Below are 14,945 nucleotides of genomic sequence, written 5' to 3' on the forward strand. Positions count from 1 at the left end.
AGCCACAGAGTAAAATATCTCTTTCATCTCGCCGGCTAGTTTCCCGCTCATGATCGGCTTGGCCGTGAGTACGCAAAAACGTCGCGTTATGTGACGAGTAGAGGTCGTTATGGAAACCGTCGAGGCATACTCGGCTAGAAAGAAAGAAGAACTCGATCTGCTGACCAGTTTGCTTGCCGATCCCTTAACGATTCGGTCTCCCAAATTGATCACCGAGGTGATCGAGCAAAAATTTCACCTTGCCGCAGCGCTTAAGGCTGAACATGTGCTTCATGACTGGGCCCTGACGGAAACGGCCTGGACGCATTCGCATCGGCCGCGGTCGGGCCCGTTTGAATTCGAATATGATTATCAACGCGCCGATCTGGAAGTTCGAGGTCCCTCGTTCTACGGGTTCGAGAAACAGTCAGGCAGCAAAACTGTTTATACAGGCTCGGGAATGGCCGCTATTTCGGCACTGCTGATGGCCATGGCTTCGATCTTCCCTGAGGCGGACATCGTCACCATGCCGAACTCCTACGGAGAGACGGCCGAGCTGATAGACGGCCATGCGAAGCATCTAAGGCGGATCGAGCTGGGCAGATCGCTCGCCGAAATCACAAGTTTTCGCGGATCGCGGCCCCGGATTTTGTTACTGGATTCTTGCACGTCGGTCGGCGCATTCGAGGCTATCGTCAAATGCGCTCAACCACTACTTGATCTTGTTGTGTTCGACACGACCTCTTTTTCCAGCGGCTCCGGCCACATTGTTCGAGCCTTGAACTGGGCCCACGATACAAAAATCCCAATTGTGTTGCTCCGTAGTCATACGAAGCTCGATTCTCTAGGGGTCGAATATGGTCGTCTGGGATCGATTGTCTTTGCCGGCTGTCCTAACGAGAAGAGATTTCCTCAAGACCTCCTGACTGAGACGCGCAACGCCGTCCGACTTTTCGGTGGCGCGGCGCTGCCGGCGCATTTTCCGCCTTTTGTGGGAGCTCCGGCTTATCGCTCGCTGACCAACAGGCGGGTAGCTGCCATATTGCGAAATAACCGAAGGGCGATGCGCCATTTTTCCGCGGCGCTTGCCAGTTCATCTGCCGAATTTCACTTCGCTCATGGTCTATACGTCACTCTGACTTCCGCAAGGACGCTCGACGAGAGCGAAGCGCGGGAAGTTGTCGCGGAGCTGTGTGCGGATATGGACCGCAGAGGCTTGCCGCTGCGTCACGCGGGAAGCTTCGGGTTCGATTTTGGCGCGGCAGAGTGGTCGAGAGACAGGGTCAGGGATCGATACGTGGTCAGGATCGCGGCTGCTGACCTGCCGACCTCACTGTGGGACGAGGTCGTCGCAGCAGTGGCCGTCTGGTGGAGAGCCCACGAGGGTTAGGCCAAGCCCAGCGTGCAAAATGTTGCAAAGGATACGGAGGGCAACTCCGTACCTTCAGCCGGACCAAGTGATCCGCCCTTCAGAGGTAGTGTCACCGGGTGCAATTTCGGCCTAAGTGCGCCGCCGCGGCAAGGAGAGGCCGGCGCCGGGGCGCCGGCCTTTATGATCGATCTAGACTTCTTCTGCTTCGTCGGCTTGCTCGATCGCCGCCGGCATTTTTGCCACCGACATCAGGGTTCGCGCCACCTGGTTCAACAACTGGTCCGCATTTTCCTCTTCCGCCAGCGACTGCGAGAGCAGTGCGACAACGGCGCTGTGGCGCAGCTGCTGGGCGAGATTTTTCGCGGTGGTATAACCGGAAATCTCATAATGTTCGACCCGTTGGGCAGTGCCGATGAGGGCGAGATCGGCAGAGGCGTCCTCCTTAGCCTTTCCTTCCTCCATGACCTCTTGACCCTCTTCGACCAGTCCCATCATGCCTTTGCAGGGTTTTGCGCGGGCCGTGACGCCAAGCAGAGAGAAGCACTCATTGATACGCTCGACCTGCTGCTCGGTTTCCTGAAGATGCAGATCGAACAGCTCCCGCAGCCGGTCAAATCGCGCGGCCTTCGCCATCTTTGGCAAGGCCTTTAGCAGCTGTTTTTCGGCATGAAGGATGTCGCGCAATTCGTCGACCAAAAGGTCGTCCATACCGGTGGGAGCCGTCGGGGGCGAGCTCTCGGTCTTGATTCCATTGGAGGAGTCGCCGACCTGGTTATCTCCGAGCGCGGGGGAGCTGACGAATTCCCAGTCGCCTCCCTCATTCCACGGCCCGCGCGTATCAATCTCCCCCTCGTCCCCGGCGCCCGTGGAGTCGTTGAAGAACTGGTTCACAAGTCCGGGGGTCGGCGCAATCTTGCCGATCGAGAATGCCGGCTTCTTCATGCTCTCCAGCGCCGCCGCAAAGGCCTTCATGTGGGTGATCTCACGGGTCATCAGGAACTGCAGCGCATCCTTGGTTCCGGAATCGTCGCAGAAGTTGATCAGGCGCTCATACACGATCTTTGCCCGAGCTTCGGCTGCGATGTTACTGCGCAAATCGACATCCAGTTCGCCAGTAATCTTGAGATAGTCGGCCGTCCAAGGATTACCTTGTGAATTAAACAGATTGACCCCTCCGCCGCCGGCGATCGCGATCAGCGGGTCGGCCTCCGCCGCACGCCGGTCGATCTTCGACGGCTTGAGATGCATCCGGGCAAGGCAACCGACAACTTCGAGATGGCTGAGTTCCTCAGTGCCGATATCCATCAGCAGATCTTTGCGATCCGGGTCTTCGCAGTTGAGCCCCTGGATCGAATATTGCATTGCAGCGGCTAGCTCGCCATTTGCGCCGCCGAACTGTTCAAGGAGCATGTTGCCGAACTTAACATCGGGTTCATCGACGCGCACGGTAAACATGAGTTTTTTTACATGATGATACATGAGGGAACCCTGCTGTAAGAAAGGGAAAAGATGTCCTTCCAACGGCATGGCGTCACCCTCGTTCCGAAGCGAACGAAAGATATATGCACACGAGAAGGCGGTCGGGTCATGATGGCGTTTATGAAGCCGATCGTACGTGCGTCGTCGAGCCCATGCCCATCCCGTCTGGATCCGGAATCGTGACCGCTTGCTATGGTTGGGCGTGTGAGAGTCAGCCTGTGGCCAGTAGGCCATGAGCAGAAGCTCGCCAGCTGGACCCGCCGGCTTGGCGGGCCGCTAGTTCGGCATAACGACCGTTTGAACCGGATTCTTCGCGGGACGCCCGACGTCGCCATGGCTTTCGGAGCTACCTCAACCGGCCACGTCCCGAAGATTTGCTAACCGACGAGTCGTCCCACAGGGCTGAGCAATGAAGCCCGGCAGTCGAGGAGCCTGGCCGTCACGCCGTCGACACATAAGGCCCTCGGTTTCGTTTCGGCATCACCTGTGCAATAGGGAGCGCGCCAGCATTTTTTTAAGCTTGAGTGCATCAGCCGGCGCCGCGCTCTTTTGGTCGTTGTCGAAGTAAACGAACACGTCGCATCCTTGGGATTTCCAGGACCTGATGTGCTTGGCCCATGCCGCCAAGGCAGCCGTCGAATAATGACCCTTGTACCGTCCGCTCGGACCATGACCGCGAAGATAGACGAAGTCCGCGGTCCGCTTCCAAGGTGCCGGCGCGTCATGGTGATCGGAAATGCAAAGCGAAATGTTTTCGTTTGCGAGAATACGCATGATACGCGGCGTATACCAACTAAGATGCCGAAACTCGAAGCTGTAACGTCTTTTGGGCGACAGCATTCGGACAAAGGCAGATAATCTATCCGAGTCGGCTTGGAAATTTGGTGGCAGCTGAAAAAGGATAGGTCCTGCCTTGCCGCCCAGCAACGACAGGCGATCTTCCAGCAATTCGAGGCTATTGACCGAATTCGCCGAAAGCCGCTTCCAATGCGTGATGAATTTGGACGCCTTCCACGAGAAAATAAATCCCTTTCCCGTCTGATCCTTCCAGCTTCCGACAGCATCCGGGGTAGGCGTGCGGTAGAAAACTCCATTGAGTTCGGCGGTATCGAATTGGCTGGCGTAGTATTGGAGCTGCGCCTTCAGGGGAAGGCCGGCGGGGTAGAAAGGTCCCCGCCAGGAATCATAATGCCAACCGGATGTGCCGATCAGGACGCGCGCCATGAGAAATCTCTGTCGGGCACATTGAACGATCCTCTGACTTCGCCAGCGGAAAAATTGAACGCTGCCACTAGGGCTTCATGACCACCTTGATACAGCCATCTTTTTTCGCACGAAAGGTCTTGTAAAGCTCGGGTCCTTCCTCAAGGGAGGCGCGATGGGTAATCACGAAGGATGGATCGATCTCGCCTTTCTCGATGCGCTCGAGCAACTGCGGCAAATAGTGCTGAACGGGCGTCTGCGCCATTCGGAATGTGAGGCCGCGATTGATTGCCGATCCCATCGGAATCTTGTCAAGCAGGCCGCCGTAGACCCCGACGATCGACACTGTTCCGAAGTTGCGGCAGCAATGAATGGCCTGACGCAAGACATGCGGCCGATCGGTGCCCATGAATGTCGCGACCTTGACCCGGTCGAGCACGGCATCGAAGCCAGAGCCAGTGTCCGGTTCCGTGCCAACGGCATCGATGCAAGCGTCGGCGCCACGGCCGTTGGTGAGATCCTGGATCCGGTCGTAGATGTCCTCATTCTTGAAATCGAGGGTGATCGCACCGGAAGCTTGGGCCAGAGCCAGCCGTTCCGGAACTGTGTCGATGGCGATGACACGTTCGGCGCCAAGCAAGAATGCGCTTTTGATCGCGAACTGTCCAACGGGGCCGCAGCCCCAGACTGCGACGGTCTCGCCGCCCTTGAGGTTGCAGAAGTCCGCCGCCATAAAGCCCGTGGGAAAGATGTCTGAGAGAAAGAGGACTTGCTCGTCGCTCAGACCCTGCGGAACCTTGATCGGTCCGATGTCAGCATAGGGGACCCGGAGATACTCCGCTTGGCCGCCTGCGAAGCCGCCGAGCATGTGCGAGTAGCCAAACAGGCCCGCGGGTGAATGACCCCAGAGCTTTTCCGCGATCTTGTGATTGGGATTGGAGCGCTCGCAACCGGAGAAGAAGCCTTTTTTGCAGAAGAAACATTCGCCGCAGGAGATCGTAAATGGAACCACGACGCGATCGCCAATCTTCAACTTTCGATTTTCAGATCCGACCTCGACGACTTCGCCCATGGTCTCGTGGCCGAGAACGTCGCCCTTTTCCATCGTCGGCATAACGCCGTCGAATAGATGGAGGTCCGAACCGCAAATGGCGCAAGCCGTTACCTTGATGATGGCATCGCGTCCATGCTCAATCTTCGGATCCGGCACGCTCTCGCAGCGGATGTCATTCTTGGCGTGCCACGTAAGCGCTTTCATCGTAATTCTCCGGTCAACGCACTGTGCCCGGACAAACTCCGGAGAGAAGTTCGGTTCCAAAGTGCACCAAACTTTTAGGAACGACAGCGGAGCGCGGGGATTACATTCCGGCGTTCACAACAGGAGATAGCCATGTCCGCTAACCGACTTTTCGCGATCGTTACCGGGGCTTCGACCGGCATCGGATTTGAGCTTGCAAAGCGTTGTGCTCAGGAAGGCTACGACCTTCTAATCGCGGCGGACGAGCCTGAGATCGGGAGCGCGGCCACCTCGCTGCGCAGCGAGGGCGCGACGGTTGAAGCGCTGCAGGCTGATCTTGCCACGATCGAAGGCGTAGATAAGCTCTATGCGGCCACGAAGGGGCGTCAGGTCGACGCCCTGTTGGCAAATGCCGGCCGTGGGCTCGGCCACGGGTTCCTGGACCAGGATTTCGGAAAGGCGCGACGGGTCGTCGATACCAATGTCACAGGCACCATCTACCTGGTCCACAAGGTCGGTAACGACATGCGCCGCCGAAATGCCGGCAAAATCCTGATCACGGGATCGATTGCCGGTTTCACCCCCGGCAGCTTTCAGGCCGTTTACAACGGGACCAAGGCCTTCCTGAACTCGTTTTCATTTGCACTGCGAGAAGAACTGAAGGACACCAAAATATCCGTTACGTGCTTGATGCCCGGAGCCACTGAAACCGAATTCTTCCGGCGCGCGGAAATGATGGATACCAAGATCGGAACTTCCGAGAAGGACGATGCTTCCGAGGTCGCCAACAACGGCTTTGATGCGATGATCAAGGGCGAGGGCGATGTCGTCAGTGGGCTCAAGAACAAGGTTCAGTCCGCCGTCGCCAACGTGACGCCAGCCGGGGTTCTGGCGACCCAGCATCGGAAGATGGCCGAACCCGGCTCCGCCAAGAAATGATTGATGCGTTTTGAGACAAGGAAGGCCGTCAAATCCCGGCCTTGCGCGCAAGACGCGCTGGGTGTTGCCAAGTGTTGGCGCGCGGCTGTCTATCTCGGTCTCCTCAGCAGCACGTTTTCGACGGCCGTAAGTCAGCTATCTGCTGCTAGAATCGGCCGCGATGCTGCCGTGGACTGGATGTCCGTAGCCGCGATACCTGCGCGCGACTGGGCGTTGACCGCCGAACCGACGGTCGGGGTCATGGCGGTCGGCATCGCCTTTCACCAATGGGCCGATTTTTCCTGGGCGCTGGTATTCTTCGGCGTATTTGGAAAATGGACGGCCCGTCTGCATCCCGCCAAGCTTGCAGGCATGGCAGTGCCATGGGCAATCCTGACCTCCGCACTCGAATGGTTCGTTCTGGTCCCGCTGTTTCCGTTCTGGCAGCCTATCTTCACATTGCAGCAGCCTTATTGGATCGGCTTTCTTGTTCACCTCTCCTCGGCGTCCATGTATCCGCTGTTCGCGTGGTTTCGCCGCTGTCCTTCGGAACAGGAGGTATTTGAGGGCAGGACATTTCTGCGATTCTGGAGCCTTGGCGCGATTTGTGGCTTGTTGGGGCTCGGCGCCGCGGCGCTGTTTGCGGCTGGTGGCCGCGAACTCGCATGGGTGGGACGCGATCCGACGATCGACCAGACTTTCATGCGGCATATGTCCACCCATCATGAGCAAGGCATTCTGCTGGCTTCGATCGCCGCAGAACGGGCGGGCGATCCCCATCTTCGCGCCTTGTCGAAGCTTATGGTGGCGAGTCAGAAGGGCGAGGCAAGAATTTTCACGCATTGGTGGGCAAACTGGTTCGGCGAACCCATGCAGATCTGCTCGGCGGAGGAAAAAGCGGCCATGCCCGGACTACTCGATACGGCGGCCGTGGCGAGGCTGCAGTCAACAGCCGCGGCGTCCTTCGACAGTCTGTTTGTCGAGTTGATGACAGAACATCACAAGGGAGCTGTCGCTATGGCCGATTGGGAACTCCACCAAGGGACCGATCCCCGTCTCCGCCTTATGGCGCACGCGATCCGCCACGAGCAGCAAGGGGAAATAGCCCTGATGCGCGGTATGCACGGAGCGTTTGCGGTATCCCTCGCGTTCCAAAACATGTTCGCGGACAACGTGAACCGATTGGTTGTCCGTCTCCTGCCGTGATCCACACCCCGCGAATGCAGCTACAGCGCCGGCAGCGCCTGCCATGCCGACAAAGGAAGCTCAACCGCCACAGGATCGCCGGCGGCAATTTGACCGGTCGCCTTGACAACACCGAGCACGCCGCACCTGAACCGGGGACGCGCATTCTTCCTGATCATCGCGCGCTTCAGCCCTTTCTGGAAGCGGTCAATGAGGCTACAGGGAGTTCGCAGGCCAGTCAGTTCGACGATAGCAGAGTCACCTATTCGCAGTCGCGTCCCAAGCGGAAAGCTCGTCAGGTCCAAACCTTCCGTCGTCACGTTTTCGCCCAGGTCGCCGGAGCTCACGATAAAACCCACCGATACCAATTCGGCGAAAAGTTCGGAGGCCATCAGGTGAACCTGCCGATTATTGAGAAGTTCCGGCGTCTTTGCCGCTAGATATCTATGCCTGACGAATCGGCCCGCGTGGGCGTCGCCTTCGACGCCGTGATTTTCGACGAGCCTTATTGTGCGTTGGATTGGTTTACTGAAACCGTGCTGAGGGTTCGATCCGACGGCAACGACCGAACCGCTCAGGCGAGGTTTGTCAGTGAATTGAACCATGAATTTGTCGGGACGTGCCAGGTGGCCTCAGGCCACATGCTCTTTGGCTTGAAGACGGTCATCGTTTTGAAACTGAATGCGTTGGTCACGCCGAGCGGCCGTCTTCAGATCCGAATACCAGGCCGAGTAAGGCGTGTTCTTGATCATGTGCCGGTTCAAGTCCGGTGATCCATCGCTCCACCATACCTCGCCGCGCTCGCCCAACGCCCGCTTTGCGTTGTCGACCGCGTGATGTGCGGCCGCTTCCGCGGTAAGGTCGCCAGCGGCTTTGGCGGATTTGACGGCCCTGCGGGCTGCCATCAGGGTGATGACGCACGCAGCCCTCACTGCGGCAGAAAGATGAGGATTGGACAGCCGCCAGAGCCTGCCCCGGACGACAAAATAGCGCCCGTCGGGGGTCACGGGATGCTTGAGGCCGGCCATCAGATGAACGGCTTGCCACCGGTGACCGCCACTGTGGTGCCGGACGTGTAGCTGGAGCGGGGATCCGCCAGCATGACGTAGGCGCTTGCGAGTTCGGCCGGTTGACCGGGGCGTTTCATCGGCGTCTGCTTGCCAAAATTCCTTACCGCTTCATCGGGCATGGTGGACGGGATCAGGGGTGTCCAGATCGGGCCTGGGGCGACGGCATTGGCGCGTATGCCCTTTTCGGCGAGCATTTGTGCCAGACCGCCGGTGAAATTCTGGATCGCTCCCTTGGTAGTCGCGTAGGCTAGAAGCATCGGGTTCGGCATGTCGGAATTCACGGAGGCGGTGTTGATTATGGCACTACCGGCCTTCATGTGCGGCACCGCCGCCTTTGTCAGATAAAACATGGCATGGATGTTGGTCCGGAACGTCATCTCCCATTCCTCGTCCGAAATTTCGCCGATGTCCTTGAACGTCGCCTGGTGCGCCGCGTTGTTCACGAGAATATCGATACCACCGAACTCGCCGACGGCCTTTTTGATGACCTCGCGGCAGTGCCGAGCATCCTGCAGGTCGCCCGGCACGAGCACGGCCTTGCGGCCTTCCTGCTCGATGAGCTTCTTCACCTCATTCGCCTCGTCGGTCTCATTGAGAAACGAAATCAAGACATCAGCGCCTTCTCGCGCGAACGCGATTGCCACGGCGCGACCTATGCCGCTATCGCCGCCGGTAATGACCGCTTTCATTCCCTTCAGGCGGCCGGAGCCCTCGTAGGATTTTTCGCCATGGTCCGGACGGGGCTGCATCGCGTCGGTTGAGCCCGGCGTCGGTTGTTTTTGCGCGGCGAACGGCGGCTTGGGATAATCGAGCATAAAATTCTCCGTTGTCATTTTACAAATGACCAAGCGGGTCCTCAGTTCCAGATGGGCTGGGATATCTTCAAAAGGTCAGACGCGGCGCGGCGCCCGCAGAGATCGACCGAGCGTCAGAAGCAGCGGATAAACCCAAGGGGGCGCGAATTCTCGAGCGTTGCGTGGGCAATAGGAACGTTGTCTCGATAAGGAAATTGAACCTGCGGCGGTTGCACCTCTTGCGGCAAACGCGGCCCTAAAGCTCGCTAAGGAATTGCGGAAACTCCTGGACATTGAGAGTCAACACGCCCGTGAAGAATCCGGCGATTGGCTCAGGAACGATGCCTGATGATTCATGCTTGCTGATCGGTGACCACTGCATTGTGCCTGCTTGGCCGTATTGTGGCCGATCGCCGATGGCATTCCAAACTGCAAAACAAGGCTCAAGAAACCAAATTTCTTACGCTTCTTTGCGTGAACAAGCCTTTTGCGTGAAAAAGCTCCGTCGTGGACGGCTCATTCGTGGATCGGACAGCCGTCAATTTTCATTCCGATCTTCTGCAACGCATTCACCCGACCGCCAGAAAAGTGGCCGAGCAGACGCGGCTCTGCTCGCATTCGACCTGCTGAAGAAAAGGCAAAAAGCACCTGACTGCGTCGTCTCGGGACACACGGCCCCAGCTTGAGACTTTGCCCGTCGCTTGCCGGGCGCGAGCCACTTTCGTCGTTCTCCGTCCAGCCTGAAGCTGAAGGATGCCAAACGGTGGCTTGCTTCGGCAGGTGAAGAAGCGACGGCGTGATCGCAAGGATTTCGAACTCCTAGATCGGGCCGGTACTTGTTGCGCACTTCGCAAGTGCGGGCGATGGAACAAAAGACCTCTCGGCGCCTTGGAAAGTCGTGACGCGGAAGCGCTCACTTTTTTCTGAAGCGGACAGCAAGAAGGAATTATGAGCGGGATAGGACGACCAAGGGCGAAGGGCGTTCGCTACCCCTCTTCCGCCAAGAGGAAAGAAGCGCGAGACTTGATCTCGTCGGCGGCGCCATCAGGAATGATCGCACTCTTCCTGCTCGATGAATGGAAAGCTGCCAAGCACAACGGCTTGATTTTCCTCGCGGAAAACGAAAGAAGGGCCGAACAGCTTGGCGCACTCCTGCATGCGCTTTCACCCGATTGCGGGGTCGTGGTGCTGCCCCGACGGGACACCCTGCCGTTCGATGAAATGGAGGCTTCGCGCGAGATCTCGGGCAGGCGAGCTTCGGTGTTACGGCGCATCGCGAGCAATCCCTCCGCCGCGCTTCTGGTGACCACGGCGGAGGCTGTCGCTCAACGCGTCGTTCATTGCGAGCGCTGGAAGGACGCCGTGTTACATCTCAGGATCGGAGATCCTTTCGCTGAAAATGACGTGAGAGCGTTTCTCAATCAGGCGGGCTACACCCTCGACGAGCGCGTGGATATGCCCGGATCTGCCTTGCTTCAGGGGCAGGTGGTCGAGCTTTACCCCGCGGGCTCATTAGGTCCAGCCAGGATCGAAATAGACGAGGGGTTCATCGCCGGCATCCGTTGCTACGATCTTGTCGATGGGGCAGTGATTACTGACTTGAAGGAGCTTGTCGTTGATCCGGTATGGGAACAGCCGAAGGCCGACGGCGAGCCGGATACGCCACAAGATGAGCCGGACCTCGTAAACTCCATATTTGATTATCTGCCGGCGGCGCGGCTAGTACTGGACGCCGGCGTAGATGAGCGCGGAGCCATGTGGCTGCAGCAGTTGGACGAGGAAGGTACCGCGGCGCATTTGGCCGGCCGTCGAGAATTTCTGACCACGGATGAGTGGAAGACGATTCTGGGCGCCGCGAAAATACTGCCTGTGTCGTCGACAATCAAAGCGGTCCCGCGCTTTTTTGAAGCTGCATCCCCAGCCAAATCGTTGCGCAGATTCCTCGCCGATGCCAGTTCCGAACGCGTTCTGTTTACCGCCGCGAACGACAAGGACCTGAGACTTATGGATCGCCGCGCCGGCGACTTAAGCCATCGATGCAACCAGTTCTGCGATATTGTGAAGACAGCGAGCGGCAGAAGGATGTCCTTTATTGCCGACTTCGATCGTGGCTTTGTTCATCCATCGAGATCCGGCGATGTCGTCATCATCACCGCTTCGGATATCCTGGGAAGCAGGGCGTCTCACCTGACCCCGATGGCGACGCCCTCAAGTCAAGCGAGAAGTTCGACGGAGGTAGCAACCGGCGACGTTGTCGTTCACTTTGATCGTGGCGTTGCTATTCTTCGCGGCCTTGAGACGGTTGCTGTCGAGGGCACGCCTGAGAGCGAAATGATTCGCCTGGAGTTTGCCGACGGTAAGACCCTGCTCGCTCCTTTGGAGGAGCTTACATCGATCTGGCGGTACTCCTCCGACCCCACCAATGTTACCCTTGACAAGGTTGATGGAAGTTCGTGGCAGAAGCGCCGCAGTGAGATCGAACAGGATATCGTTGAGACGGCCGATCATCTTGCGAAATCCATCAGAGAGCGCGCAAAGCTGTCGGCCCCAAAAATTGTCCCTTCGACAGCGCTGTATGAGAGGTTCGCAGGCCGATTCCCGTATTTCCCCACTCCCGACCAGGCGTCGGCAGTTGAAGAGGTTCTTCGGGATATGGCATCGGGCCGTCCGATGGACCGCATCGTGTGCGGAGATGTTGGCTTCGGGAAGACCGAGGTCGCGCTGCGCGCGGCCGCCGCCGCCGTTTTTGCCGGAAAGCAGGTCGCGCTTGCCGCACCCACGACGGTACTGGCGCGCCAGCACGTTGAGACATTTCGAAAGCGCTTCGCGCCCTTTGGAATCGAAGTCGGACACCTGTCCCGTTTTAGCTCCAGGCAGGAGATAACGAAGGTCAAAAAGTCCCTTTCGGACGGATGCCTGAAGCTTGTCGTAGGAACTCACGCGTTGGCGGCTAAGGGCGTTGCCTTCGCGGATCTGGGTCTGGTGATCGTCGACGAAGAGCAAAGGTTCGGAGCTGCGGACAAGTCCAGACTTTCGAGTTTAGCGGACGGTGCCCATCTTCTCACCATGAGTGCTACACCAATTCCGCGGACGCTAAGCGAGGTTCACGCCGGCCTTCGCAGCGTAAGTCTGATCGTCACGCCGCCTACTCGACGTATACACGTCCGAACGAATGTCGATTTGTTCAGGGAAGAGATCGTCTCTGCGGCCTTGCGACGAGAAAAGGCAAGGAAGGGTCAAAGCTTCGTCGTATGTCCCAGGATCCAGGATATCGCCCCCATGCGGCTGCGGCTGAAGGCAATCGTGCCGGAGCTTCGATTGGCCGCTCTCCACGGGCGGATGCCGGGAGGCGATATCGACGAGGCGATGATCTCTTTTGCGGAGGGAAGAGCGGACGTCCTGCTTGCCACCAATATTATCGAAAGCGGCCTCGATCTTCCCAGGGCCAATACGATCGTGGTTTGGCGGCCCGAGAAGTTCGGCCTGGCGCAACTTCACCAGTTACGAGGGCGTGTCGGTCGAGGAGCAATCCGGGCCTTCGCGTACCTGATGACCGACCCGGATGCGCCGCCGAAGGGCGCCTCGTTGAAGAGATTGGAAACTTTACAGGAATTGAGTGGATCAGGGGCCGGCTTCGAGATAAGCGACAGAGACCTCGATCTTCGGGGAGGTGGAGATCTGCTATCGGAGCAGCAGTCGGGGCATGTCAAAGTACTTGGGAGCGCATTATACAGGCATCTGCTGACGAGGGCGATGGCGAAGGATAACAATGAGGGTAACGCAGAGCGGGCCCCGGAACTGAGGCTGGAAATATCCGGCAGGCTGCCGAGGACGTTCATTCAGGACAATGATACGCGCCTGGGGATTTACGCGCGCTTGTTCAAGTGTGCGACAGAAGCCGAACTGGAAGCACTTGAAGACGAGCTCGAGCAACGGTTCGGCAATCTGCCAAGGGAAGCGGTCTCGCTGCTATCGATGGCAAGGATTCGTGCCGATTGCAGGCGGTTGGGCCTTCTTCGCATTGATGCCGGCCCGGAGGCGGTTGCTGCGACCCTGCACGACTGGTCGAACTTTAGAACCAGCAAATCATCCGGGTTGCGCCTGGATGGCCGTCGGGTAATTTTTGATCGGCCGAGTGGGCTTGAGGAACGCCTGATCGCGATTGAAGAATTGATCGATATTCTGGATGAGGCGACTTAGGCGGTTTTCAGCTTTGCCCTTCATGCATTAGGGAATCAAGCATCGGCGGCGAATTCCCTGATCGCGCGACGTAAGCCCGGCTTTTTCACCCGGCCTTGCGCTGACTCACCCAGATGCGGCTGCGTTGCTCCATTTCTGGCCAAATGCTTTGCTGGCGCCGAACCTTCATCGGGAAGATTCGAACGTCGCAGAGCACCGACTGCCGTTTTCTCAGCCTGCGTTTCCTGAATCGACCGATGTGCTTCTCAGCTACCGCCCCACGCACTCCGGCTTCTTCGAAGGCTTCGACAGCTGCCGTACCCTGAGGCGTGCCGTCCTTGATTAGCCAGCCTTTGGGGACCGACCAGTGGCCCTTCTTCCGGGTCGTGATCAGTAGAATTTCGATATCGTCTTCCCTCAAGCGGTAGGGAAGCGCTGCAAACTGTTTGAATTTCATTTAAATCGAGCTCCGAAGACACTTTGAACCGCGCTTGGAGTTGATAGTTCCAACGAGGGCTTTGAACGGCGACCAACCTGTCCGTCAGCACGCAATCTAGAAAATTTCAACAGTACCTTGGAATTGAAGATTGCAGCAGACGGGATGCCGAGGAACCAAATTAACAGCCAGAGGTTACACGCGGCAGCAATGCCTGCTGGATCATTTGATACGAGGTGGCCGGAGGTGTGGTGACCGAGACCAATGAAGTCCTGATCAGAAAACTCAAAGAGCACTCACGCCTGAGCGGGGCAGATGTCGCCGCTATCAACGCGTTGAGCTTCTCAATGCGAGCGCTGGGATCAAATCAGGATCTGGTTCGACAGGGCGACCAGCCTGGCGTGTCTGCTGTCGTATTGTCCGGCATGGTTGCGCGCTATCACCTGTTGCCCAAGGGCGGCCGGCAGTACCTCTCTTTCAATATGGCAGGCGACATGCCCGACTCGCAGGCACTTTTCATAGATAGGATGGACCACGCCGTCTGTGCAATCGGAGATGCGCTGGTCGCGTGTGTCCCTCACAAGGAGCTTATGGCAACATTCAATCTCAGGCCATCGATCGCATTTGCAATCTGGCGAGAAACGCTGATCGATGCCGCAATCTTTCGAGAGGCAGTCACGAACAACAGCGCGAGGCTCATGCCGACGCGCATGGCCCACTTGTTCTGCGAACTATTCTACCGTGCGCGCGCCTCCGGATTGACGGTGACTGGCACTTCATTTCCAATCCCGCTCAGTCGCTATCAATTGGGCGAGACGCTCGGCATGTCCATTGCCACCTCAATCGCACCTTGAAAGACCTCCGGGCCTCGCGCGTGATGGAATTTCAGCACGGCAAGCTGACTGTCAAGAATTGGGACGGGCTCATGGAGCTTGGTCAGTTCGACCCGCAATATTTGCATCTTAAAAAACCTGTTTGACGGCTCTGCCTTCCCGCAGTGCATTTCTGCACCTGGCAAATCCTGCGGTGACGCTCGCTGTGTGGACATCTTGCAGGAACCAAATCAAATGGTTGCCGTTTTCGTTTGTTCCGT

11 protein-coding genes and 1 pseudogene are annotated in these 14,945 nt (G+C 57.9%); 5 read left to right on the forward strand and 7 right to left on the reverse strand.

The window, feature by feature from the left end; translation table 11 throughout:
* Positions 1 to 109: 109 nt before the first annotated feature.
* The gene (locus tag JWQ24_RS24880; protein ID WP_299813980.1) at positions 110 to 1,369 is read left to right on the forward strand and encodes a hypothetical protein; all 1,260 of its coding nucleotides are present in this window, start codon (positions 110 to 112) and stop codon (positions 1,367 to 1,369) included.
* A gap of 171 nt (positions 1,370 to 1,540) precedes the next feature.
* Here the strand turns inward: JWQ24_RS24880 and JWQ24_RS24885 are convergent, their stop codons facing one another.
* The 3 genes from JWQ24_RS24885 to JWQ24_RS24895 form a co-directional block, all read right to left on the reverse strand.
* Positions 1,541 to 2,830, reverse strand: a complete 1,290-nt coding sequence (locus tag JWQ24_RS24885; protein WP_299813983.1) for a DUF892 family protein — start codon at positions 2,828 to 2,830, stop codon at positions 1,541 to 1,543.
* Between the two features lie 480 nt (positions 2,831 to 3,310).
* On the reverse strand, positions 3,311 to 4,054 hold the full coding sequence (locus tag JWQ24_RS24890; RefSeq protein ID WP_299813986.1) for a DUF72 domain-containing protein: 744 nt from the start codon (positions 4,052 to 4,054) through the stop codon (positions 3,311 to 3,313).
* A gap of 67 nt (positions 4,055 to 4,121) precedes the next feature.
* Complete coding sequence (locus tag JWQ24_RS24895) at positions 4,122 to 5,291, reverse strand: zinc-dependent alcohol dehydrogenase (protein WP_299813989.1); 1,170 nt, start codon at positions 5,289 to 5,291, stop codon at positions 4,122 to 4,124.
* Between the two features lie 132 nt (positions 5,292 to 5,423).
* Here JWQ24_RS24895 and JWQ24_RS24900 point away from each other — a divergent pair, with 132 nt between their 5' ends.
* Together JWQ24_RS24900 and JWQ24_RS24905 are read left to right on the forward strand one after the other, a co-directional pair.
* Positions 5,424 to 6,209, forward strand: coding sequence for an SDR family NAD(P)-dependent oxidoreductase (locus JWQ24_RS24900; protein WP_299813992.1), 786 nt, complete (start codon positions 5,424 to 5,426; stop codon positions 6,207 to 6,209).
* Between the two features lie 3 nt (positions 6,210 to 6,212).
* The gene (locus tag JWQ24_RS24905; RefSeq protein WP_299813995.1) at positions 6,213 to 7,394 is read left to right on the forward strand and encodes a DUF305 domain-containing protein; all 1,182 of its coding nucleotides are present in this window, start codon (positions 6,213 to 6,215) and stop codon (positions 7,392 to 7,394) included.
* A gap of 20 nt (positions 7,395 to 7,414) precedes the next feature.
* Here the strand turns inward: JWQ24_RS24905 and JWQ24_RS24910 are convergent, their stop codons facing one another.
* The 3 genes from JWQ24_RS24910 to JWQ24_RS24920 are packed head-to-tail and all read right to left on the reverse strand — an operon-like array spanning position 7,415 to position 9,258.
* The gene (locus JWQ24_RS24910) at positions 7,415 to 7,978 is read right to left on the reverse strand and encodes an MOSC domain-containing protein (protein ID WP_299813998.1); all 564 of its coding nucleotides are present in this window, start codon (positions 7,976 to 7,978) and stop codon (positions 7,415 to 7,417) included.
* Positions 7,979 to 8,005: 27 nt separating this feature from the next.
* Entirely contained in the window at positions 8,006 to 8,401 is a 396-nt protein-coding gene (locus JWQ24_RS24915; RefSeq protein ID WP_299814001.1) for a hypothetical protein, read from the reverse strand.
* Positions 8,401 to 9,258 carry an SDR family oxidoreductase gene (locus JWQ24_RS24920; protein ID WP_299814004.1) on the reverse strand — a complete coding sequence of 286 codons (858 nt, stop codon included), beginning with the start codon at positions 9,256 to 9,258 and terminating at the stop codon, positions 8,401 to 8,403. The genes JWQ24_RS24915 and JWQ24_RS24920 overlap by 1 nt, the downstream gene beginning before the upstream one ends.
* 1,029 nt (positions 9,259 to 10,287) lie before the next feature.
* On the opposite strand from JWQ24_RS24920, the gene JWQ24_RS24925 reads away from it, so the two are divergent.
* Positions 10,288 to 13,437 carry a DEAD/DEAH box helicase gene (locus JWQ24_RS24925; RefSeq protein ID WP_299814007.1) on the forward strand — a complete coding sequence of 1,050 codons (3,150 nt, stop codon included), beginning with the start codon at positions 10,288 to 10,290 and terminating at the stop codon, positions 13,435 to 13,437.
* An 85-nt stretch (positions 13,438 to 13,522) separates the two neighbouring features.
* Here JWQ24_RS24925 and JWQ24_RS24930 read toward each other — a convergent pair whose 3' ends face one another.
* On the reverse strand, positions 13,523 to 13,873 hold the full coding sequence (locus JWQ24_RS24930; RefSeq protein WP_299814010.1) for an NUDIX hydrolase: 351 nt from the start codon (positions 13,871 to 13,873) through the stop codon (positions 13,523 to 13,525).
* Positions 13,874 to 14,103: 230 nt separating this feature from the next.
* On the opposite strand from JWQ24_RS24930, the pseudogene JWQ24_RS24935 reads away from it, so the two are divergent.
* A pseudogene (locus tag JWQ24_RS24935) lies at positions 14,104 to 14,831 on the forward strand (Crp/Fnr family transcriptional regulator).
* Positions 14,832 to 14,945: the final 114 nt, after the last annotated feature.

The organism is Tardiphaga sp., from assembly GCF_028290495.1.
In the GTDB taxonomy this organism is placed as follows: Bacteria; Pseudomonadota; Alphaproteobacteria; order Rhizobiales; family Xanthobacteraceae; genus Tardiphaga.

What these genes read in the sequence shown, in the direction of transcription:
- JWQ24_RS24900 (WP_299813992.1), top strand. Translation starts at nt 5,424, where the DNA reads ATGTCCGCTAACCGACTTTTCGCGATCGTTACCGGGGCTTCGACCGGC.
- JWQ24_RS24930 (WP_299814010.1), bottom strand. Translation starts at nt 13,873, where the DNA reads ATGAAATTCAAACAGTTTGCAGCGCTTCCCTACCGCTTGAGGGAAGAC.
- JWQ24_RS24905 (WP_299813995.1), top strand. Translation starts at nt 6,213, where the DNA reads ATGCGTTTTGAGACAAGGAAGGCCGTCAAATCCCGGCCTTGCGCGCAA.
- JWQ24_RS24920 (WP_299814004.1), bottom strand. Translation starts at nt 9,258, where the DNA reads ATGCTCGATTATCCCAAGCCGCCGTTCGCCGCGCAAAAACAACCGACG.
- JWQ24_RS24885 (WP_299813983.1), bottom strand. Translation starts at nt 2,830, where the DNA reads ATGTATCATCATGTAAAAAAACTCATGTTTACCGTGCGCGTCGATGAA.
- JWQ24_RS24915 (WP_299814001.1), bottom strand. Translation starts at nt 8,401, where the DNA reads ATGGCCGGCCTCAAGCATCCCGTGACCCCCGACGGGCGCTATTTTGTC.
- JWQ24_RS24880 (WP_299813980.1), top strand. Translation starts at nt 110, where the DNA reads ATGGAAACCGTCGAGGCATACTCGGCTAGAAAGAAAGAAGAACTCGAT.
- JWQ24_RS24895 (WP_299813989.1), bottom strand. Translation starts at nt 5,291, where the DNA reads ATGAAAGCGCTTACGTGGCACGCCAAGAATGACATCCGCTGCGAGAGC.
- JWQ24_RS24925 (WP_299814007.1), top strand. Translation starts at nt 10,288, where the DNA reads ATGATCGCACTCTTCCTGCTCGATGAATGGAAAGCTGCCAAGCACAAC.
- JWQ24_RS24910 (WP_299813998.1), bottom strand. Translation starts at nt 7,978, where the DNA reads ATGGTTCAATTCACTGACAAACCTCGCCTGAGCGGTTCGGTCGTTGCC.
- JWQ24_RS24890 (WP_299813986.1), bottom strand. Translation starts at nt 4,054, where the DNA reads ATGGCGCGCGTCCTGATCGGCACATCCGGTTGGCATTATGATTCCTGG.